We start from the raw sequence: 20,093 nt of genomic DNA, 5'->3' as shown, positions 1-20,093 counted from the left end.
CCGCTCATGGAGCACATAAGGAAACTCAGAATGAAGAGCACAGTCCGGCTCATGTAACCCGTAAAGAAGAACAGCATGAGGGGCATGGATCTGCTCATAAAGCTCATGAAGAAGGGCAGCATGAAGGGCATGGGTCTGCTCATAAAGAACATGGGGGGGCGCATGAAGATGAGCACGAAGGGCACGGCCCGTCTCATGGAAAGGGGCACAGTAGCCATCATGCCCATATGCTCGCAGATTTCAGGAAAAGGTTCATTGTTTCTTTTATCCTGACCATCCCTGTCCTGGTGCTTTCTCCGGCAATCCAGGGTTTTTTGGGCTTTGAATTCCGTTTCCCTGGTTCCAATATCCTGCTCTTCCTGCTGTCTTCTGTTGTTTATTTCTACGGCGGCTACCCGTTTCTCAAGGGGATGAAAGACGAGTTTGCAGAAAAAACGCCTGGTATGATGACCCTGATTGCGATTGCAATCACGGTGGCTTATTTTTACAGTTCGGCTGTGGTCTTCGGGCTGCAGGGGAAGGTCTTTTTCTGGGAACTTGTGACCCTGATAGACGTGATGCTCCTGGGGCACTGGCTTGAGATGCGTTCCGTGATGGGGGCTTCAAGGGCGCTTGAGGAACTCGTGAAGATCATGCCGTCGGTTGCCCACCTGAAAAAAAATGGGGAGACAGTTGACGTTGAGGTGGCCAGGCTGAAAATAGGGGACCTGGTGCTGGTCAAGCCCGGGGAAAAGGTGCCTGTGGACGGGACGGTTTCCGGGGGGACGAGCAGCGTAAACGAAGCCATGCTTACGGGAGAGTCAAAACCCGTCACCAAAAAACCCGGAGACGAAGTCATTGGCGGCTCCCTTAACGGGGAGGCGGCTTTCGTGGCGGAGGTCAAAAAAACCGGGAAAGACACCTACCTGAGCCAGGTCATCGAACTCGTAAGGACAGCCCAGGAAAGCAAATCAAAAACCCAGGACCTTGCAAACAGGGCTGCGCTCTACCTGACAATAATCGCAGTGAGTGTGGGCATAATCACGCTGGCTGCCTGGCTTTTCTTCGGGCAGGAATTCGTTTTTGCCCTGGAAAGGGCGGTTACGGTAATGGTCATCACCTGCCCGCACGCCCTCGGGCTTGCAATTCCTCTCGTGGTTGCGGTTTCCACGTCCCTTGCCGCAAAGTCCGGGCTCCTTATCCGGGACAGGCAGGCGTTTGAGCGGGCGCGGAACCTTGAAGCCGTGATCTTTGACAAGACCGGGACTCTCACGGAAGGCAGGTTCGGGGTCACGGATATAGTTTCGGTTTCAGGAGAAGATAATGGCAAAATCCTCAGCCTTGCAGCTTCCCTGGAAGCCAGTTCGGAACATCCGATTGCAGCGGGAATCCTGGATACCGCCAGGGAAAAGGGGCTGAAAACCCTGCCTGTTGAGGGGTTCAGTTCCATTCCCGGAAAAGGGGTAGAGGGGCTTGTGGAAGGAAAAAAGCTTCTGGTCGTAAGCCCTGGCTACCTGGAAGAGGAAGGAATCCGGCTTGAGGCAGCCGAAATTGGAATAATCAAGGAGCAGGGAAAAACCGTTGTCTTCCTGCTTGAAGGGAAAAAGGTGCTCGGAGCCCTTGCGCTTGCCGACATGGTCCGAAAAGAGTCGAGGGAAGCTGTCTCAAAGCTGAAGTCCATGGGCATAAAGTGCCTGATGCTTACCGGGGACAACCGCTATGTGGCTGCCTGGGTAGCAGAGGAGCTGGAGCTTGACGACTACTTTGCCGAAGTGCTTCCCCATGAAAAAGCAGCTAAAGTAAAGGAGGTGCAGAAGCACTACATCACCGGGATGGTCGGGGACGGGGTCAACGACGCCCCTGCCCTTGCGCAGGCTGATGTGGGAATCGCGATAGGAGCCGGGACGGACGTTGCTATCGAGACCGCCGACATCGTCCTGGTCAGGAATGACCCCGGGGATGTGCTGGACATTATAATGCTCTCAAAAAAGACCTATTCCAAGATGTTCCAGAACCTCCTCTGGGCAACCGGGTACAACGTTTTTGCAATCCCCCTCGCAGCTGGGGTCCTCTACGGATACGGAATCCTGCTCAGCCCGGCTGCAGGGGCGGTGCTCATGAGCCTTAGCACGGTGATAGTGTCCATAAACGCAAGGGCACTGAAGATGGGGTGATCGGATGCTGGGTATAATTTTCAAACTGAAAAAGCTCCTTACATTTCTTTTGCTGGTTTACGCATGGGCCCGTATTTTTAAGAAGTACGCCCAAAAGGCAGGGAAATACCGGGAAAAGAGAAAAGGTGACGAGAAGATAAGTGAGGAGAATACGTGAAAGGAAGGTAAATTGGGGAGAATAAGTGAAGGGAAGGCAAGTTGGGAAATCAAGTGAAGGGAAGGTAAGTTGGGAAATCAAGTGAAGGGAAGGTAAGTTGGGAAATCAAGTGAAAGGAAGGTAAGTTGGGGAGAGTAACTGAAAAGGAGATAAGTGGAAGTAAATTAAGATTCTGAGGGTTTGAAGGGGTGGTAATATCGCGGAATCAGAGAACAAACACAGCTTGATAATTGTAATCCTGCTGGTGCTGGTACTTGCAGGGATAGGAATCATCATTTTCATGTTCGGGGCCATGTGGGGTTCTTTCGGCTCCATAACCGGTCCTAACGGGCAGCAGGGATTTTATCCGGGGCAGGGGGGCATGATGTATCCGGGAGGGGGCATGATGTATCCGGGAGGCGGGTATCCTCCCTACAGAAAGAGTGATTTCGAATCAAACGGGGACCTGATATATTATACAGGGTACAATGAAAGTGGGTCCCTGATAAAAATCGAATATGGTCCCAGGTGGCTGTACGTCCATGGGGGTAGCTGTGTCAACTGCCACGGGACGGACGGGAAAGGAGGTTTTCCGGTGATGATGGGCTTTGCAGTTCCCTCGGACATCCGCTATGAGACCCTGACTTCGGAAGAACACGAAGAAGAAGGGGAAGAAGAACACCCTCCTTACACGGACGAGACCATCAAGCGGGCAATCCGGGAAGGTATTGACCCTGCGGGCGAGCCTCTTGACCTGACAATGCCCAGGTGGGATATGTCGGACAGCGACCTTAACGACCTGCTGGAGTACCTGAAAACCCTTTGAGGGGCAAACCCTCTCTTTTTTTTACTTTTTGTACTGTCCTTCCATTGCCTTTTGTATTTACTTCCCGAGTTCCTGAATCCTTTTCGGGCGGCGGATGAGGTAGTAGATAAATGCCCCGACGATGTAGGTAAAAACAATAATTATGACCCAGATCAGGCGTGTGTTCCCTTTATCCGTCTCCTTCTTCACGCAGTCGATAAGGGTCCATATCCAGAGGATGAAGGAAAGAAGGTAGATAAAGCCAAAAATAAGGAAAATAAACGAATTCCCGAACATTTTATCGATCCCCTTAACTGAAAATTGTTATCAGGTTTATGCGACCGAAAGGAGTTAAACTGTTTGTTTTTTCCTCACTGCTCAATTTCGTGCCCTTCGGTTTGGGGATAGATCTCAAGCCCGCTTTTATGCAGGGTTATCCCGCTGTTGTCTTTGATCGTGACCTCAAGTTTGTATGTTGAGCCCTTCTTTCTGGGGAATTCGAACACAATAGGGTTTTCCGCCGAAACTCCGTCGTAATATTTATTATCCGCACTTTCCAGGGTGTTCCCGTCTTCCTCGAATGCGTAGCTCATGTAACAGTCAATGGTTGCATTAGGGTTTCTCGGGATATATCTGAATACGAAATGGTCTTCATAATCTTCGGATTCACTTACGAACGCGTCGAGAGTACTTTCTCCCCAGATGGATGCTGTCTGCCTGGCGCCCCCTTCCCCGGGTCCGTCCGGGGGATTGAAAACAACTATTGCCCCGATTATTCCTGCTGCCACTATAAGGAGAACAGCCGTGAGTAGTTTTGTGAGATTCTCCATTTTAAGTCTCCGTAATTCCTTTTTTGAATTTAAAACATAAAAGTCTGTCTAAATTTCGTGTTCTTTTTGAACCTTATTTCGATCTTAACTTTACGGTCTTAACTTTACGGTCTTAATTTTATGGTCTGAACCTGATTTCTGTCTGAACCTTCTTTCGTTTTAAACCATATTTCTGTCTGAACCTGATACGGGTCCGAAATTGCTCCCTGTCTTTCCCTGGGTTTAAGCCTTCAGGCTTTTTTCAAAACCCCTTAGCCTGAAATTGAGCAGGAATACGGTGTAGATTATGAGGCCCGCAATCAGAAAGGCTCCTCCTGCCAGCACTTCGTATAAAAGCCCCCCCAGGATCAGCCCGGTGATGCTGGCAAGGCCCCCGAAACTGCTGGCAAAACCCTGGACCGTGCCCTGGTAGCTTTTCCCTGCAAGTTTTGATATCATGGAGAGGAAGGAGGGCCACATGAGCCCGTCGCCCAGCGCAAAGAATACGGCTGCAATGTAGGTCAGGAAAAAGTCTCCCGGGATAAGCAGCAAGAAGTTTGTGCCCAGCATCAGGCTTCCGAAGATTACAAGCGAAGCGTCGGAATGCCTTTTCGAGACCCTTGAAAGCACAGGGCCCTGCACGATTACCAGCAGGGAGCTCAGGACCGTGAAGTAGACGCCCATCTCCGCAATGCCCCAGTCCAGCACCGCAATAGCGTGCAGGGGAAAAGCCGTGTAAAAGAGGTTGAACCCGAGAAAAATCAGGAAGTATAGGCCCAGGATGTAGGGGATATGAGGGATTTTCAAAACTTCCCTTAAGCCCGGTTTTTTTACTTCCCTTACGGTCCCGCACTCCTTTATCTGGTAGCCGAACACTTTTCGCACGTTTTTTGGCTCGGCAGGCCCTGCAAGGGAACATTCCCCGGGCTCCGGGACGCGGAAGATTATCAGGAGGGTCCCTGCAATGGAAATGATGACTGCCCCCAGCACCGGGGCGGCGTCCCCGTACCGGGTCACGCTCAAGAGCCCTGCAAGGGCAGGCCCGATTATAAACCCCAGGTTTGTGGAGATGGACATTTTCCCGAAGTTTTTGTTCCTGTCCTTTTCTTCGGTAACGTCGGCCAGATAAGCGTTGGCAACAGACACGTTGCCGCCCGTAAGCCCGTCAAAGGCCCTGGCGCAGAAAAGCACTGCCATTGGCAGGGTGAGGACAAAAGCCCCCAGGAGTTCCGAATCCACATCCATGAGGGGCAGGACAGGCAAAAACAGGGCTATAAGAAAGATAATCCAGGAAAGCAAAGTCCCGAGCTGGCTCAAGAGCAGGACCTTTTTCCGCCCGTAGATGTCGGACCACCTGCCCAGGACCGGGGCTCCTATCAGCTGGAAAGCCGGGTACATGGAACTTACCAGCCCGTAGACAAAAGCATTGCCCCCGAACCTTTCCACCAGGAAAACCAGAAAAGGGAGCACGATGCTGAAGCCCAGGGTCCCTATGAAGTTGACGGCAAGGAGGGGAAGGAGGGAGATATTTTCCCCGGCAGGGGTTTCCGGGTCTTTTTCCGGGTTTTTTCCGGGGTCCGGACTTGCAGTTTTCCCTTTCATCAGCTAATATTTCCCGGTTTCCCCAGATAACAGTTTACCAGGATAGCAGTTTACCTATTATTGGCTACATATTAGATTAACAGGAGTAGCATCATGACAGAAGCTGCAGCTAAAACAGGTGTGAGTCCAACAGCACTGGTTGCTATTGAACAATATTTTCCTGCGAAGCAACGCATCATTGAAGATGACCTGGCCTATCGAATACTTCCGTTAGGCCTGAGATCTCTCGTATGGCTGATGCGGTTTAAGTCGTTCAGGGCCTGGATGATCCGAGTTACCGGGAATGACACTCCCGGTCTCTGGGGTGGTATGCTGTGCAGAAAAAGATACATAGATGAGAAGCTGATCGAGTCGGCCAATCAGGTTAACGCGGTCGTGAACCTGGGTGCGGGCTTTGACACCAGGTCATACCGGCTGCCGGCTCTATCTAACATGCCAGTCTGGGAAGTCGACCAGCCTGAAAACATTGAGTCCAAGCAGACCCGGCTGTGTAAGTTGTTCGGAGCAGTCCCGTCCCATGTCAGGCTTGTGCCAATAGACTTCGACCGCGAAGAATTGGGCCCCGTTCTGGCATCGTACGGCTACTCTGCGGATAAGCGGACGTTTTTCATTCTGGAGGCGGTTACGCAGTACCTGACTGAAACCGGTGTCCGGAACAGCTTTGATTTTCTGGCTAAGGCCGAGCGCGGCAGCCGCCTGGTTTTCACATATATTCGCAAAGACTTTCTCGATGGCCGGGTCATGTACGACTGGGAGAATATCTATAAAAAGTACGTGAAGGGAAAAATCTGGCTTTTCGGGCTGGACCCGGAAGAGTGGCCGGATTTTCTCAAGGAGTACGGCTGGAAGGTAGTCGAGCACGTCGGTTACGAGGAACTTGCAGGGCGGTATATTAAGCCGACAGGTCGGGAGCTTGCCTCCACGCCGGTCGAACGGATAGTCTATGCGGAGAAAGTGTAGTCAACCACCTGGTCGTGGGCAATCAAAAAATGTGAAAAAGAAAGTGCCTGCGGGCTGGAACAGGCAGTTTTTACAGCCCATGAATGGCTTTAAGGTTTAAATCCTGCAAACTTCACTCTTTCTGAGCCAGTCGATGTCGGACTGGTAGAGCAGCCTGAGGTCTTTAAGCCCCAGTTTCAGCATGGCGAGGCGGCTGACCCCGAGCCCCCAGGCAAGGACGGGTTCCTTGATCCCGAAGGGTTCCGTGACTTCTTTCCTGAAGACGCCTGCGCCTCCTAGTTCCACCCAGCCAAGGCCGTCGACGTAGACTTCGGGCTCGACGCTCGGTTCGGTGTAGGGGAAGTAACCGGGGCGGAAGCGGACTTCTTCAAAGCCCATCCTGTGGTAGAATTCGGAAAGCAGGCCCAGGAGGTCGGCAAAGGACATGTCCTTGTCCATGACCACGCCTTCTAGCTGCTCGAATTCGGGGGTATGGGTGGGGTCGATTGTTTCCCTGCGGTAGGCCCGGTCGATGCAGAAGGCTTTTACCGGGGGCTCCGGGTTGTCGGCAAGGTATTTTATGGTGACTGCGGTTGTGTGGGTCCGGAGCACATTCTTTTCAGGAAGTTCCCTGTCCCATTTCCCTTTCCAGCCGCAGGAGTCGATGTCTCCTCCGCACTCGTGCATTGCCCCTACTTTGTCGGCGTATTCCAGGGGCAGGGGGGTGGTGCTGCCCAGGTGGAAGGTGTCCTGCATGTCCCTTGCAGGGTGGTCCTGGGGCTGGAAGAGGGCGTCAAAGTTCCAGAAAGAGCTCTGGATGATGCCGCCTTTGATCTCGGTAAAGCCCATTTCCAGGAAGATCTGGCGCATCTGCTCGATAAGGCGCCTGTAGGGGTGGATCTTGGCCCCGTAGAGGGGTTTTGGGGTGATATCGAGCCTGTAGGGCCTGAACTTCTTTTCTTTCCAGGCCCCGCTCTTAAGTAAGTCGGGTGTAAGCTGGGCGATCTCCTCTTCAAGCACAAGCCCTTCGGCTGCAAGGGCACGGCCGGCGTCCGTAATGGAAACGGTCCTGAATTTTTCCTCGTGCTTTATGACGAGTTTTCTCTTGAGGAGGTCTTTTACGGTCCCCTGGTCTGCGGCAAGTTCCTCAAGGGTCTTTGCCTGGCCTCCGAAAGCTGCAAGGGTCTCTTCGTCCCGGCCTGCAGGGGCGTGTCCTATGGGCACCATTGCCCCGTTTTCGATTTTTGCCCACCCTTTCTTCACGAGCCAGCCGGTTGCAATCCCTACCATCTGCGGGGAAAAGCGGCTCTTCAGTTCTTCAAGGGGGGTCGGGCCTTCCAGGGAGTCAATAATCTGGCGTTCCGGAAGCCCTGTTTCTGTATACGTTATCCCTTCCTTCGTAAGGGCATAGCGCTCGAACACTGTTTCGGAAACGGATGCAAGCTCCTTTTCCTCTAGCAGGAAGGCTGCCTGCATTGCCGCATCTACCTGCAGCCCGGATTTCTTTTCCAGTTCATCGGGGGCTGCAGCTCCCAGTTCCTGAAGGGCAAGCAAAACCTTTTTCTCGTTAATTGTGAGGTTGTCCTGGGTACTCATGGTTGTGATCCCATCCTGATATTCCTGAAAATTTAAGAATTTGATAATTTCATGAATAATTTATTTTTTGTACACGATCCTGTATTCCCCGAGCTGTTCCCGGGCAAGCTCCCTCTTTTCCTGGTGGTCTTTGAGGAATTCCTGCATCTTTTCGGCTGCAAGCTGCTTGCACGAGCCGCACATCCGTGTTCCTGCGACGCATTCTTCCCGGATTTCCAGGAGTTCGTCGTCGTCTTCAAGCAGGTGGAAGAGCATCAGTTCGAAGACCGAGCATTCATCTGGTTTTCCGCCCAGTTTTTTCTGCTCTTCGAGGGTCACACAGCCCCCGGTCTTTGCCCGCTTGACCTTCTTTGCCCCTTCCTTCGGGTCGTCCGTAAGGGCGATGTGGCTGTCCGGGATGCTGCTTGACATCTTTCCGCCCTGCAGCCCGCTCATGAAGCGGTGGTAGGTGGAAGCCGGGGGGACGAAGGCGTAGCCTCCGTATTCGGTTGCCACTTCCCCTACAATTTTCTCGAGCCCTGCGCGGTCGGGATACTCGAGCACGTCCAGGTGCCCTTCATAGAGCTTGACCTTGCCGGGGATGCGTTTCTGCAGGGCTTTTAAGGCTTCCGCTGGGGCGGCTTTTCCCCGGACGCTCAGATATTTCCTGCCGGTTTTTGTGTCTTCCCGTTCTTCGACCCTGAACATGTTCATCTTGCCGGCAAGTCCCCGCGTAAGCCGAAGGTGGGGGTCCTGGTCAGGGCCCACGGGCACCACAACGGGTTTTGGCCCGCCGTACTCTTCAAGCTGCGGCTGGAGGATGTCTGCGGCCTGGGTCGCTACGCTGAGCATGTGGGAGAGGTTTGTCTCCCCGGAAAAGCCGTAAATAGCCCCAAGTTCCGAGAAGTTGACTTTTGCTCCGAGTTCGAATGCCAGGTCCTTGACGCTTTCGCACCCTGACTGGAAGTAAATAAGGCCGTCGGGCTTGAACCCGAAGGCGATAAGGCTTAAAATGTACTCCTCGACCCCGATTTCCCTGCACTTCTGCCAGGAAAATCCCCTGACTGAGAACGCTTCCCTGTCTGCGATCCCCACAAAGGCGCTGGCTCCCTGTTCCTGGTGCCAGACGATCTGGTCCATGACCATCTTGTGCCCGAGGTGGACCTTTCCGGAGGGCATAAAACCGTCCATGACCGAAAAAGGGGCACCTGTCCTCATAGCCTGTGCAATCTGTTCGTAATCCCGGTGCCCGAAGATGACTTTTCTCCGCATGTACTTGTGCGGGGAGGGGATTTCCGGAAGCACGTTTTCAAAGGGGGAAATCCCGAATTCTTCGAATAACTTGGAGTAGTCGGTAATGTCGTTTGAACTCCAGGGGTCAAGTTTCGTATCCATAAAGTCCCTCATTGGCTGCCGTTTCCCGGGGAAGAGCCACAGAAAGGCAGCTTTTTACTGAATTTGAATTCGGATATTTGAATTCGGATGTAAGTTTCAGTCTCAACTGAACTGCTCTTTAAAAATACCTGCTAATATGTAAATGTTTATCTTAAGACACCCGGGCCGGGAATGACCATTAAAAAGAGATACCTTCGAGCCGGCCGGAAAAAGCCGTAATGCCGGATGGGTCGAAATTAATTTTAAAAGAAACGCTCAATTCAAACGCTTAATTCCGGCAGACCTCTTCAAAAGGATAGGGCAGTTTTGCCCCCGGTGGTATCCTGTCCACAAACTTCAGGAATTCCGGGTCGTGCATGGGGCTCAGGCTCTTCTGCCTCTGGAAATAAGGGCAGTTTCTGATCCTCTGCCAGATGTCTTTTAAGGTTTCTTCTTTTACATTCCCGAAACTGAAAGGCGGATATGGGCTGGGCTTTACGTCCCCTTCCGCTGTGACATGCATCCAGCGCCGGCCTGCCATGGCGCCCAGCATCTGCCCTTCAAAATAGGTGTTTGCAAACATCCGGGGGCCTTTCGGGTCCGAATTTATCCTGTGGTACATCTCAAGGATAGTTTTCCGGTCTTCGTCCGTGACTGCAGGCTCGTCCCTGGTTTTCGGCATGGCTTCCCAGACCGAAAACTCTTGCACCCCGAGTTCTGCTGCAAGGGCGTAGAGGGCCGGAAGTTCCTGCATGTTCGAGGGAGAGGCATGTGTTGTCATTGCGACCATGAGTCCGGCGTCAAGCCCCAGTTTAATGGCCGAGACAGCCTTTTCGTATGCTCCTGCGGATTTCCTTGCTGTGTCGTGCTCTTCCGGGTCTGTTGAGTAGATGCCTGCCATCAGGGCATGGAGCCCGGCCTCTTTCAGGCGGAGAGCGGTTTCTTTTGAAAAGTCCGTACCCCACGTGGAGCAGTTCACAATTGCCCGGGTTTTGTCCACGTACTCTATAAGCTCGAAAACTTCGTCCCGGAGCAGGGGGTCATTTTCCGTAAACGTGATGATGAAGGCGCCAAGGTCCAGGGCTTCGTCAATGACCCTCTTTAAAGTCTTGACGTCCAGTTCGTCTGCAACCGTGCCCGGGGGGTATCTTGCGCTGTTCTGGCGGGTAAGCTCGATGGAGACGGTTTCAGGAACGTATTTTCCAAGGGCGATCTGCATTTCTGCAAAGAGCAGCCGCTTGAAAGCCGGGCCCGGGATCGGGGGCAGCCAGGCCGAGGCAATGACCCTGTCTCCCTGCACAAGGGCAGGTTTTTCCTCGCGCAGCCGTGCGTTCATCTTTTTGAGGATGGGGCTGCATGCGGCTTTCAAGGTGCCGCTGGCTGCAAGTTCCAGGGCTTTCCCTGAATGCTGAAGGTTCACCGACAGGCCGGGGACAGAGAGGAGTTCGATTTTTTTCCCGGCTGAAGGCATTTCCTGTAGATTGTTTTTCTCAGGAGTCATTTTTCCTCACAGGTTCCTGATTTGACCGGCTCCTATTTAAACCGGCCGTAAGTTTTGTTTGGATGTACAGCTCAAGAAAGGTCCGAATTTGAAAAAAGGCCTGAACAACCGTATCCGTTGCATCCTGAAATACATATCAGGTCCAAAAAAGCAGGAAAGCTGAAAAAGTAAGGTTGGGAGCTGTCCGGGTGAGGGTATAAAGTGCAGATGTAACCGGCCCGGGCAACTTCTCTTGAAAAAGTGTGTAAAGAAAAAGGTTGGACCTCAGACCCTCTCTGAGAAGGCGAGGTTTCCGCTAATTTTCTTTATCTTTACTTTGACCACGTCGCCCTTTGCGGCTCCGGGTACGAAAACCGTGTACTTGTCCATCTTTGCTATCCCATCACCTTTGGAGCCCACGGCATCAATCCGGAGTTCGTAGATTCCGCCCTCTTCAATGGCTTCTCTTACGACTACGTTAGTTGCCTTTCTCTTTTTGACGGGCCTGTGGGCACCGCATGCGGAACACTTCAGGATCAGCACCCTGTCCACCCGGACAAGCTGGGTATCGGGACGCTCGCATTCCGAGCACATGACGTACTCGTCTACGTAGGCCTGGATGTTGTCCGCAATCTGAGCTCGTGTAAACCTCCCCTGAAAGACTGCACGTGTGCCTTCTATCTTCCCTGCAGTCCCAAGTTCCCTGGTAAGGTATTTCATCAGGTGGTCAGGGTCCCGGTTAAGGATGTCTGCAATGTTTCCAAAGTTGTCCAGGATAGTGGTTTTTCCTTCGGAAAACAGTCTGGGTTCGGGGATTACGAATCGAGCATCAGTAGTTTCGGTCTCCGGCATTTTGGTCATTGCACGGTCCAAAAGCTCTTCGTAATCATACATCGGTAATTCCTCTTTGTGGCAGTTCTGGCTGCTCTGTAATTCTCATTGTTGCCGTTTCGGTTAGGGGAGCTTTACAGCTCCGAACCGGTTTAGAGTACCAGTTCGGCCCCTTCGTCGATAACGATTCTGCAAGGTGTTGGCAGTTTCTGCCCGGCATGCCAGAGTGCCTTCTTTGCGGCTGCGAAGTTTTCCTTTGGCACTGCCACGGTGAAGATCTTCTGCATGGAATCCACTCTTGCTGCGGTCCCGACGTTCTTGCCGAAGGCCCCGCGCATTCCACTGGACACACGGTCTGCACCGGCGCCGGTTGCCTGCTTGTTTTCCCTGAGGACTTCGTGGGGGTAGACACGGAGCTTCATGTAGTAGCCCTGCCTTCCGGTGTCCGCAATCAGGTGCCTGTTTGCAGTAATACGGGCTGCTTCAAGGGCAGTGTGCCTGATCTGGCATCTCTCCTCTGCAAGCAGGGAAATCTTGACCGGGAAAGTTGTGTTTGACTTGTCTCCCATGTCGTAGTGAATGACCTGGCTTCCGGGGACACCGCCCATGTACTTTCTTCTGGTAAAGGAGCGCTGCTTCACGTTCCTGTACATACTTGCTGGCTTTCGTACCATTAGCTTGATTCTCCTGAAAGTGATGATTTTGATTGTAATTTCTTATAATAGAACTGTTTCCGGCTGGAAGTGTTTGCACGACATTAGCAAAAAACTGCTTGGCAAACCGTTTAGCATGGAGATATGTGCATATAAAGATACCTGCCTATATTTACATTTATCTGTAACCCCGGGCGGGCAGGGACCTCCCGCATTATCGAGTTCCTCCGGAGGGGGTTTCCGGGCCTGAACCCTTTGCAGTCTATGAATTTTTATATATCCCGGGCTTAGGTGACTTACTCCCTACTACTTAGTGGTTTATAAGTTTTATTGATGTATCCGGGTATTTCTCAAAAAATCCTGCAAGAAGCCCGAAACAGCCCGAAAGCATCATGCTCCCGAAAGGTGCGGCAAAATGCAGTTTCTTTGAAATCTCGGGCCGGATTTCCTGTCCGGAAAGTTTCTCAAGCATCCCCCTTTTCGGGCCGGTTACCATTACCGAGCGCACTTGTTCAAAGCCCGGGGCTTCCTTTACATACGCCCCGTGTCCTCCGTCCTCAAAGACCTCGTCAAACCCTAGTTTTCCGTCAGCAAGCCTGATTATGTAGTCCTGCAGTTTTTCCGGGTCCATGAGGGAACTGTGGTGCTCAAAGAGGGCAGTTACCCTGTTTTCAATCACAAGCGCCCCGAGAGTGTGCCCGTTTCCTATGTTCACCACAAGCGCGGGCTGAAGGGCCGCAGGGTCCGTGAGCGCCCCGAAGATTGCGGCAGGCCCGGTGTCCATGAATACCGCCCGGGGCTCCGTGGCATCCTCTGTTCTCAGGGTTGTTTTCAGGAGGGAGTCAGCCTGGGCTTTCATGCGGGTGAAGGCTGCCGGGATTTCCTCAGGCCTATAGACGAAACGTCCAAGTTCCCCTCCTTTCTCTATGAACTCCCTGAAAAGCTCGAAGCGGAATACCCTGTTGCTTTTGTCGGGGGCGTTTCCGTGGTCCTGCACCGCAACTGCAAAGTTTCCGGGCATTGAGACCTCAAAGCCTGAAAGGGCTTTTGAAACCGTCCCGGGGTCGAAGTCCTGCATAACGATTTCTACAGCACTCCCGGAGGCGGCGAGTTTTTTTGCCTCCTCTTCGGAGACTATCCGAACCCCGAAGGATTTTACTCTCTCAAGGTTGTCGTGGATTGTAAGGGCGGCTTTCTCCGTTGCATATACAGAAAAGCCCGCCTCCATGTGAGCCCTTATAGCCCACCCCGAAGGCCCTCCCCCCATGATGGTCCCGGTAAGCACGATATCCTTTCCTTCTCTCGTTGCCTTCCTCACCTTTTCCGCAATGACCTGTGTAGGAGAAGGCATGACCATTACCAGGCTGTTTTCCATTTCTTTTCCCGAATCAAAAAGCAGGATGTCCTGTGTGCCTGTCCCGATGTCCGCTGCAAGTATGCGCATACTCTGGGCATGGAGCTGATAAAGTATTAATGTATGGGCTCATAAGCAGGGGGTATGAAAGAATCCACACCCGAAATCCACAAAAAGGACGCCAAAAAGTCCTATCCCTTTGCGGTAATTACGATTTCAAGCTCAAGGCATGAAAAATACGGAAATGCCTCCTCTCCTGAAGAGGCGGAAGACCTCTCCGGAAAAGCCATGAAGGACCTCCTGGAAGCAGGCGGGCACACCGTGCCTTTTTACAGGCTCGTCCCCGACGAAAGAAATGCAATTGTCGAAGCCGTTTCCGCCGCCCTTTCCGGCCCCTCGGCCCTTGTGCTTACCACCGGAGGCACAGGCCTTGCCCCAAAAGACCTGACTCTGGAGTCCCTTTCCCCCCTCTTTGAGAAGGAAATCCCTGGATTCGGGGAACTTTTCAGGTACATGAGCCTTGAAGAGATCGGGACCGCGGTAATCCTGACCAGGGCGGCTGCAGGCGTCATAAAAGGAAAAGCCGTGTTCTGCCTGCCGGGGTCCCCGAACGCGGTGAAGCTTGCCCTCTCCAGTATCATCATCCCGGAAGCGGGACATATTGTCAGGCATGTGGGGGAATAATTCCCTCAAATTATTTCCTTGAATTATTTCCTTGAATTATTCTCTTTGGCATGAAAGTACTTTTAAGTACTTTCATTTCTTTGTGCCTGTTATTCAAAGATATCATGTGCGTTTTTTGAATGCTTCTCATGCGTCTTCGGTTAAGTGAGGATTCGTGACAAGTTGCTCTCATTTCCACAACAGTTATCTAAATTTTCAATGTATTGTGGACTGGATCAAGATCTCGATTTCATGTAAAGAGAGCAAAATATAAGGCAGGCTTCCAGTGCAAAATAGCTAGCTTTCAGGCAGGAAAATTCCTTAACCATGACCAATGGATTGGGAACAGAAATACTTGAGGTTATATATTTCAGGACTTACGCAGTTGAACTAAAAAACAAAAGCGGAAAACACTTAACTGTATAATCACAATAATCGTGATAAGGCCTCATGTGCTTTATTTCACACCTCAAGTGCGTAAGTCCTATATTTATTAATCCTGAGCAATATAGAGTCAATGTGAGGGAGAAAGGTTTATGGAAAAATTGAAATTAGTGTTGACTTTTCTTTTACTTCTGATAATAATTGTCGGAGGTATTTTTGTCACTGGTGGGGGAAGTTTTATCGTCACTTATCCATCCGATTATTCATCAGAGATATATACAGAATTCGAGGAAAGAAGCCTGATTGGGGATGTGTTTCTGGAAGAGGTCTGGGCGTATGACGACCATTTTGCCTTCTTATTTATTCCTAAAGCCTCCAATGCGACCGCCAATTACTACTTTAGCTTCGAAATAAAAGAAAACGGAACCACTCTGGAAAGTGCTGAGAAAATCTATTACGAAGAAGTTTCAACCCATACCCCGATTATAATGAGGGTCCCGAAAAAGCCAGATACCAGCTATGAAATCGAAGTCCTGATCGAAGACGAAGATGGAGTTGAAGTGCACAAAAGCAAAACCCGGATAGGGCCCCAGAAACAAGAACCTTAAAAAACAAAACATTCACTGAGAAAATCTGCCCAAAAACTTCTGCCTCCACGTTTTATCAAAAAATTTATGTTTTAGGCTAAAACATAAATCTTTTTTCTTCTTTTCCCGGCAGGGTTCAGTAGCTGACGTAAATGTGGTCTGCTATTTCCCTGTCTACTGCATAGCGGGTCTGGTCCACCTCAAAGATGTAGGAAGGCACCCTTCGCAGGAGGGTAACGGGCATTCCGGGGAGGACGCCCATTGCCATCAGTTTTTGCAGGATCCCCGGGTTTTTCGTTTCCAGGGCGGAGATTTTTCCTCTTCTTTTCGTTTCCATTGAGGAAAGCCTGGTAGCCTCCGGGGAAAGAGGTGTGTTTTCAATTTTTGTTTGAATTTTCATTTGATTGTCTCCTTATGAGTCGTATTATTTGAACAGGCTCCTTATGAGTCGTATTACCTTTGCTTCTTTTACAACTTCGTACCCGCAGGAGGGGCAGCACTGCTTACTGCAGTTCCTGAATTTCCCACAGCCGGTACATTTCGTTTCATCCGCTTTCTCGAATTCGTGTCCGCAGAGGAGGCAGATCACATGCTCACCCCCAGGGCAGCCAGCAGGGTGCTGACCATATAGCCTGAGAGGAAGGCGAAGGGGAAAATGAAGGCAGAGATTGCAAGGGCGGTTTTCAGCCCCCTTTCTTTTACCGTCATCATGAACTGGGCGATGCAGGGCATGAACAGGGTCAGGGTGACTGCGGCAACCAGGAGCTGGACTGCCGTCAGGGCTCCGGAATCATACATCCCGTAGAGCCCGGCTGCCCCGAAGTCTCTCCTGAAAAACCCGAAGAGAAAGACCACTGCCGCATCAGGGGGCAGGCCTATCCAGAGGGTCGGGTATTCCATCACTTTCAGGGCCAGGGCAAAGAGGCCCGTGAGCCTTCCGATCCAGATCAGGACGCTGGCCAGGACGAAGAGGGGCAGGACTTCCAGGAAGTACCAGTGCATCCTTGAGTAGGTCTTTACGGCTATGTTCGAAAGCTTCGGCCACCTGAGAGGGGGAAGTTCGAGGATGAAAGTGGGGTTCCTGCCGGGCAGGACCTTTGAAGCCAGGTATCCTATGAGGACAAACTCAAGGCAGATCACGCCTGCCCAGGCCAGAAGCGCCCTCGGGCTTCCCGAAAGGACGGAAAGGATGATTCCCAGCTGGGCCGAACAGGGGATTGCAAGGGCGAGCAGGAGGTTTGCGATGAGCCGCTCCCGCTTTGTCTCAAGGGTCCGGGTAACCATCGTTGCCATGGTGGAACAGCCAAAGCCCAGGACCATGGGGATTACTGCCCTTCCGCTAAGCCCTATTTTTTTGAACATGCCGTCCACGAGCAGGCCGAGCCTGGGGAGGTATCCTGTGTCTTCGATAATGGAAAACACCAGGAAAAACGCTCCCACGATAGGGAGGATAAGCGCTATTGCATAGGTTGCGGCCTGGGTAATGATCCCATATTCCCCGACAAAGAGGTCCTGCAGCAGGGGGAAAGGCACAAGGGCTGTGAACCGGGAGGTTATCCACGGGTTAATGTGTTCCCCGAAAACCGTATTTTCCAGGAAATCCACTACCGTCCCGGCTGCAAAGACCCCTACGAAGCGGTAGAGCCCGAAGTACAGGACCAGGAGCAGCACCGGGATCCCGAGCACGGGGTGGGTGAGTATGCTGTCTACCTTCTCCGCAAGCATGAGTTTTTTAGCCCCGTGTTTTGCTTTTCCGGTAAGGGGGCCGTAAATTTCCTCTTCTTCCTCTTCTTTTTCCTTTCCTGTCTCATTCTTGGTTCCTGAAAAGGTCATCACCTGCTCCACGATCTCATTCACATATTCCTGGCGCTTAAGGGCTATCAGGTAGTGGAGGGGGGCTCCTGCCTTTCTTGAAGCCTCTTCCGTGAGCTGCTGCAGCCTGGAAAAACTTTTTTCCGGGCATCCGGCCTCTTTGGTTAATTTTTCGTCCCTGCAAACCCATTCGAGGGCTGTTTTGTCTTCCTGGAGCAGCAGGGCCCCCAGCGCTCTTGTAGAGATGCGGGATTCTCCTCCCGTTTCCGGCAGGTTCCCAATTTCCGCAAGATATGGCTCGATCTCTGCACCATACTCGATTTTTTTCACGGTTTTTGAGGGGCTGAACTCTTCAATTGCAGCTTTAAGTTCCTTTATGCCTTTACCTTCGTTCGAGACCGTGCCAACAACCGGGACCCCGAGGAGCTGGCTTAGTTTTCGGCTGTCTATTTCAACTCCCCTTTCCTCTGCTTCGTCCATCATGTTCAGCACGAGGATAAGGGGGAGCTCCGCCTCAAGAAGCTGCAGTGTAAGGGAAAGCATACGCCTGAGGTTTCTGGCGTCCACCACGTGCAGGCAGACAAAAGGTGTTTCCTCAAAGAGCAGGCGCTGGGAAACCCTCTCCTCTTCGCTTACAGGAAGCAGGGAATACATCCCGGGGGTATCGATTATCTCGTATTCCTTTTCTCCTGTCCTGCCTTTTCCCCTGCTGATCTCTACGGAGGTCCCCGGGTAGTTGGAGACCACTGTGTAACTCCCGGAGAGGGAGTTGAAGAGGCTGCTTTTGCCTACGTTGGGGTTCCCCACAAGTACTATTTTCGGCATCCGGCTTTCCTGTTTGCATCCCTTTTTCCTGCAGGAGCACTCTGCTCCGGGATAAATGAACGGCAATTTCATGTTCCTTTCTCTTTTTTAGGGCAACCTAACTTTTTTGTTCGTATTTAGGTATACCTAATATTTAAAGATCACGCCCTGATGTTCATCCAACTTCACTCCTTTGGTTTAGCCCCACTCTTCCTCATTCACGCTGTTAACTGTGAATCTCTATAAGTATGGGTGCCATGGAAGCCTCATAAAAATTCAGAATGTTGTTTGAAAACTCAAGGATAAGTCTGAAAAAAGTCCATTCGAAACCCTTTCCCTGCTGGGTCCGCCCTGCTGCCCCTCTCAGCTGTTTGCAGCCAGCCCGCAGATTTCCTGAAATTTTCCGGTACCTCCCTATTCACTGGTACCTTCCTATTCACTTAACCTTTGATTTCTCCTGCATGCTTGTGTTTCCCTGGCCATTCCCATATAGTACTCGAACAGCTCTTCTCCCCATTTTATGGCATCGGGCTCAAAGCTTGTTAAGTACTGGCGGTCGAATCTCCCGTTTTCATTGAACAACCCGAGGATCATTATGTTGTCTGAGGCCACGATGACTGCAGGGATTTCTGTTGCTTTTTTATCCAGAACAAAGAGGCCGGTGTGGTTCATTTTAAGGAATTCTTCCCCTTCTTTTCCGAAATCTTCTGCAAACCTTGAGTATACGGATTCGCTTAAGACAAGGGAAATTTCAATGCCCTTCCCGGCGAGCTCCAGGAACAAAATCGGGAGCTGCGGGTGAAAGTAGGAGAGGAGCATATGGATCCGGCTTGAGTCTGAGACGTACTTTATGAATTCGGGATTCAGGTCAAAGGCATGGCTCAGGTCAGGTTCTATGAGGTTATAGTCTTCCAGCTCGTTAATCCTTTTTATCAAATGGGGAGGGATCGAAGAGAGTTTCCTGTCAATCCAGAACTCCTCGTCCTTCTCGAACACATCGAGGGTTTCCAGAAGGGGCTTCATTTTTTCTACAATAATTTCTCCTATCTGGGTGAGGCGGTACATTCCATCTTCGTGGATTACCAGGTTCTGTTCTTTTAGTTTCTTTATCTGGGGGAGAATGGAAGTACGGGGGACCTGGAGCTGGTCGAGGATTTCTTTGCTGCTTTTTGGTCCCTCTCTCAGGAATAAGAGAAACGCTTTTCTCTTTTCAGAAAACAAGATCAGGTCAATTAAGCCGGGGTTCATTTGCCTTCGCCAGCCAGAATTTTTCGGAATGGGGTTTTTATACTCTAGATTATGCTCTAAAACGGGAGTTTATATTCTAAGTAGTATGTGGATACCTAACTATGATAAAGATTTCGAATTTTTTTTAATTAGAGTTTGTTCACGAGAAAGCAGGCCGGAAGCCGCGTTATTTTAGGGCTGTTGTCAGCCATTTTATGGCACACGGCTCAGGTAGCTGGGAGATGGGGGGAGCATTCTACTTTAAGTAGGGGGTGGTTGACCGGGAAATATTGATATAGGGGTTGAGATGAGAGAAGGGGAAAGCCCATGACCCAGGGTAAATTGTTTCCAAAATAATTTCCAAAATAATTTCCAAAATAGCTTCGAAGAGAGGCCGTTATTTTCATCTTGATTCAGATATGAGGAAGGGCAATGGACAAAGACAAACTATACCAGTTGAAAGCTGAAGCAAACAAACTCTCCCCGATTCTCAATATAGGGAAGTTCGGTGTAAGTGACTCTGTGATCGAAGAATTGAAGAAGCAGATAAAGGCTAACAGGCTTGTAAAGGTAAAGGTGCTCAAAAGCGCCGAAGCCGGAAAAGACCTGAAAACCATAGCTGAAGAACTGGCAGAAGCCACCCAGTCCACCCTGATAGAGGTGCGTGGAAGGACCGTGGTGCTGTACAGGTAAATGGGTTCTGGCAGTAAGGATGCCATACCCTTGAATCCCGTTTTCCGGGGAAAGTGCGGATAGAGGTCCCGCTCATCCGCTAAAAAAAACTTCTTATCTTTAAAAAAAAGAATAAGGTTTTTCTGTAGAATTGACTTTTATAGGTTAGAGCCCGTAAATATGGGGCTATCTTTATGCAAATTATTATATAATTTATCCAATGTTGTGTAAGT

General features: G+C 51.0%; 21 protein-coding genes. 8 read left to right on the top strand and 13 right to left on the bottom strand.

The window, feature by feature from the left end; all coding sequences use genetic code 11:
* Positions 1-75 precede the first annotated feature (75 nt).
* The 4 genes from FTO70_RS03500 (at position 76) to FTO70_RS03485 (ending at position 3,115) form a co-directional block, all read left to right on the top strand.
* Positions 76-273 carry a hypothetical protein gene (locus tag FTO70_RS03500; RefSeq protein ID WP_255334302.1) on the top strand — a complete coding sequence of 66 codons (198 nt, stop codon included), beginning with the start codon at positions 76-78 and terminating at the stop codon, positions 271-273.
* Positions 228-2,153 carry a heavy metal translocating P-type ATPase gene (locus FTO70_RS03495; RefSeq protein ID WP_255334301.1) on the top strand — a complete coding sequence of 642 codons (1,926 nt, stop codon included), beginning with the start codon at positions 228-230 and terminating at the stop codon, positions 2,151-2,153. The genes FTO70_RS03500 and FTO70_RS03495 overlap by 46 nt, the downstream gene beginning before the upstream one ends.
* A gap of 4 nt (positions 2,154-2,157) precedes the next feature.
* Positions 2,158-2,310, top strand: a complete 153-nt coding sequence (locus tag FTO70_RS03490; protein ID WP_255334300.1) for a hypothetical protein — start codon at positions 2,158-2,160, stop codon at positions 2,308-2,310.
* Positions 2,311-2,533: 223 nt separating this feature from the next.
* The gene (locus tag FTO70_RS03485) at positions 2,534-3,115 is read left to right on the top strand and encodes a cytochrome c (RefSeq protein WP_304364376.1); all 582 of its coding nucleotides are present in this window, start codon (positions 2,534-2,536) and stop codon (positions 3,113-3,115) included.
* Between the two features lie 57 nt (positions 3,116-3,172).
* Here the strand turns inward: FTO70_RS03485 and FTO70_RS03480 are convergent, their stop codons facing one another.
* The 3 genes from FTO70_RS03480 to FTO70_RS03470 form a co-directional block, all read right to left on the bottom strand.
* A complete protein-coding gene (locus FTO70_RS03480) occupies positions 3,173-3,391 on the bottom strand; it encodes a PLDc N-terminal domain-containing protein (RefSeq protein ID WP_255334299.1) in 219 nt (72 codons plus the stop codon).
* Between the two features lie 74 nt (positions 3,392-3,465).
* Positions 3,466-3,924 (bottom strand): hypothetical protein, encoded by a 459-nt coding sequence (locus FTO70_RS03475; protein WP_255334298.1) that lies wholly within the window; start codon positions 3,922-3,924, stop codon positions 3,466-3,468.
* Positions 3,925-4,146: 222 nt separating this feature from the next.
* Complete coding sequence (locus FTO70_RS03470) at positions 4,147-5,505, bottom strand: MFS transporter (RefSeq protein ID WP_255334297.1); 1,359 nt, start codon at positions 5,503-5,505, stop codon at positions 4,147-4,149.
* A 93-nt stretch (positions 5,506-5,598) separates the two neighbouring features.
* Here FTO70_RS03470 and FTO70_RS03465 point away from each other — a divergent pair, with 93 nt between their 5' ends.
* Positions 5,599-6,465 (top strand): class I SAM-dependent methyltransferase, encoded by an 867-nt coding sequence (locus FTO70_RS03465; RefSeq protein WP_255334296.1) that lies wholly within the window; start codon positions 5,599-5,601, stop codon positions 6,463-6,465.
* Between the two features lie 96 nt (positions 6,466-6,561).
* On the opposite strand, the gene FTO70_RS03460 is transcribed toward FTO70_RS03465, so the two are convergent.
* The 6 genes from FTO70_RS03460 to FTO70_RS03435 form a co-directional block, all read right to left on the bottom strand.
* Positions 6,562-8,040, bottom strand: a complete 1,479-nt coding sequence (locus FTO70_RS03460; RefSeq protein WP_255334295.1) for a phenylalanine--tRNA ligase subunit alpha — start codon at positions 8,038-8,040, stop codon at positions 6,562-6,564.
* Positions 8,041-8,100: 60 nt separating this feature from the next.
* Positions 8,101-9,414 carry a tryptophan--tRNA ligase gene (locus FTO70_RS03455; RefSeq protein WP_255334294.1) on the bottom strand — a complete coding sequence of 438 codons (1,314 nt, stop codon included), beginning with the start codon at positions 9,412-9,414 and terminating at the stop codon, positions 8,101-8,103.
* A 268-nt stretch (positions 9,415-9,682) separates the two neighbouring features.
* On the bottom strand, positions 9,683-10,894 hold the full coding sequence (locus tag FTO70_RS03450; RefSeq protein ID WP_255334293.1) for a radical SAM/SPASM domain-containing protein: 1,212 nt from the start codon (positions 10,892-10,894) through the stop codon (positions 9,683-9,685).
* Positions 10,895-11,158: 264 nt separating this feature from the next.
* Positions 11,159-11,767, bottom strand: a complete 609-nt coding sequence (locus FTO70_RS03445; RefSeq protein WP_255334292.1) for a translation initiation factor IF-2 subunit beta — start codon at positions 11,765-11,767, stop codon at positions 11,159-11,161.
* An 89-nt stretch (positions 11,768-11,856) separates the two neighbouring features.
* Entirely contained in the window at positions 11,857-12,378 is a 522-nt protein-coding gene (locus tag FTO70_RS03440) for a 50S ribosomal protein L16 (protein WP_255334291.1), read from the bottom strand.
* A 289-nt stretch (positions 12,379-12,667) separates the two neighbouring features.
* Positions 12,668-13,801 carry a DUF1786 domain-containing protein gene (locus tag FTO70_RS03435; RefSeq protein WP_255334290.1) on the bottom strand — a complete coding sequence of 378 codons (1,134 nt, stop codon included), beginning with the start codon at positions 13,799-13,801 and terminating at the stop codon, positions 12,668-12,670.
* A 54-nt stretch (positions 13,802-13,855) separates the two neighbouring features.
* On the opposite strand from FTO70_RS03435, the gene FTO70_RS03430 reads away from it, so the two are divergent.
* Positions 13,856-14,395 (top strand): molybdenum cofactor biosynthesis protein B, encoded by a 540-nt coding sequence (locus tag FTO70_RS03430; protein WP_255334289.1) that lies wholly within the window; start codon positions 13,856-13,858, stop codon positions 14,393-14,395.
* 515 nt (positions 14,396-14,910) lie between these two features.
* Complete coding sequence (locus FTO70_RS03425) at positions 14,911-15,366, top strand: hypothetical protein (RefSeq protein WP_255334288.1); 456 nt, start codon at positions 14,911-14,913, stop codon at positions 15,364-15,366.
* 115 nt (positions 15,367-15,481) lie between these two features.
* On the opposite strand, the gene FTO70_RS03420 is transcribed toward FTO70_RS03425, so the two are convergent.
* The 4 genes from FTO70_RS03420 to FTO70_RS03405 form a co-directional block, all read right to left on the bottom strand.
* Positions 15,482-15,745 carry a FeoA family protein gene (locus tag FTO70_RS03420; protein ID WP_255334287.1) on the bottom strand — a complete coding sequence of 88 codons (264 nt, stop codon included), beginning with the start codon at positions 15,743-15,745 and terminating at the stop codon, positions 15,482-15,484.
* A gap of 24 nt (positions 15,746-15,769) precedes the next feature.
* Entirely contained in the window at positions 15,770-15,934 is a 165-nt protein-coding gene (locus tag FTO70_RS03415; protein ID WP_255334286.1) for a hypothetical protein, read from the bottom strand.
* Complete coding sequence (gene feoB, locus FTO70_RS03410; RefSeq protein WP_255334285.1) at positions 15,931-17,982, bottom strand: ferrous iron transport protein B; 2,052 nt, start codon at positions 17,980-17,982, stop codon at positions 15,931-15,933. The genes FTO70_RS03415 and feoB overlap by 4 nt, the downstream gene beginning before the upstream one ends.
* A gap of 411 nt (positions 17,983-18,393) precedes the next feature.
* Positions 18,394-19,209, bottom strand: coding sequence for a winged helix-turn-helix domain-containing protein (locus FTO70_RS03405; protein ID WP_255334284.1), 816 nt, complete (start codon positions 19,207-19,209; stop codon positions 18,394-18,396).
* 411 nt (positions 19,210-19,620) lie between these two features.
* Between FTO70_RS03405 and FTO70_RS03400 the strand changes: the two genes are divergently transcribed.
* Positions 19,621-19,881, top strand: coding sequence for a YhbY family RNA-binding protein (locus FTO70_RS03400; RefSeq protein ID WP_255334283.1), 261 nt, complete (start codon positions 19,621-19,623; stop codon positions 19,879-19,881).
* Positions 19,882-20,093: the final 212 nt, after the last annotated feature.

The organism is Methanosarcina sp. KYL-1 (assembly GCF_024372725.1).
Taxonomy (GTDB): domain Archaea; phylum Halobacteriota; class Methanosarcinia; order Methanosarcinales; family Methanosarcinaceae; genus Methanosarcina.
Note: the sequence above shows the minus strand (reverse complement) of the source record. Positions and strands in the feature narration are given on the sequence as shown.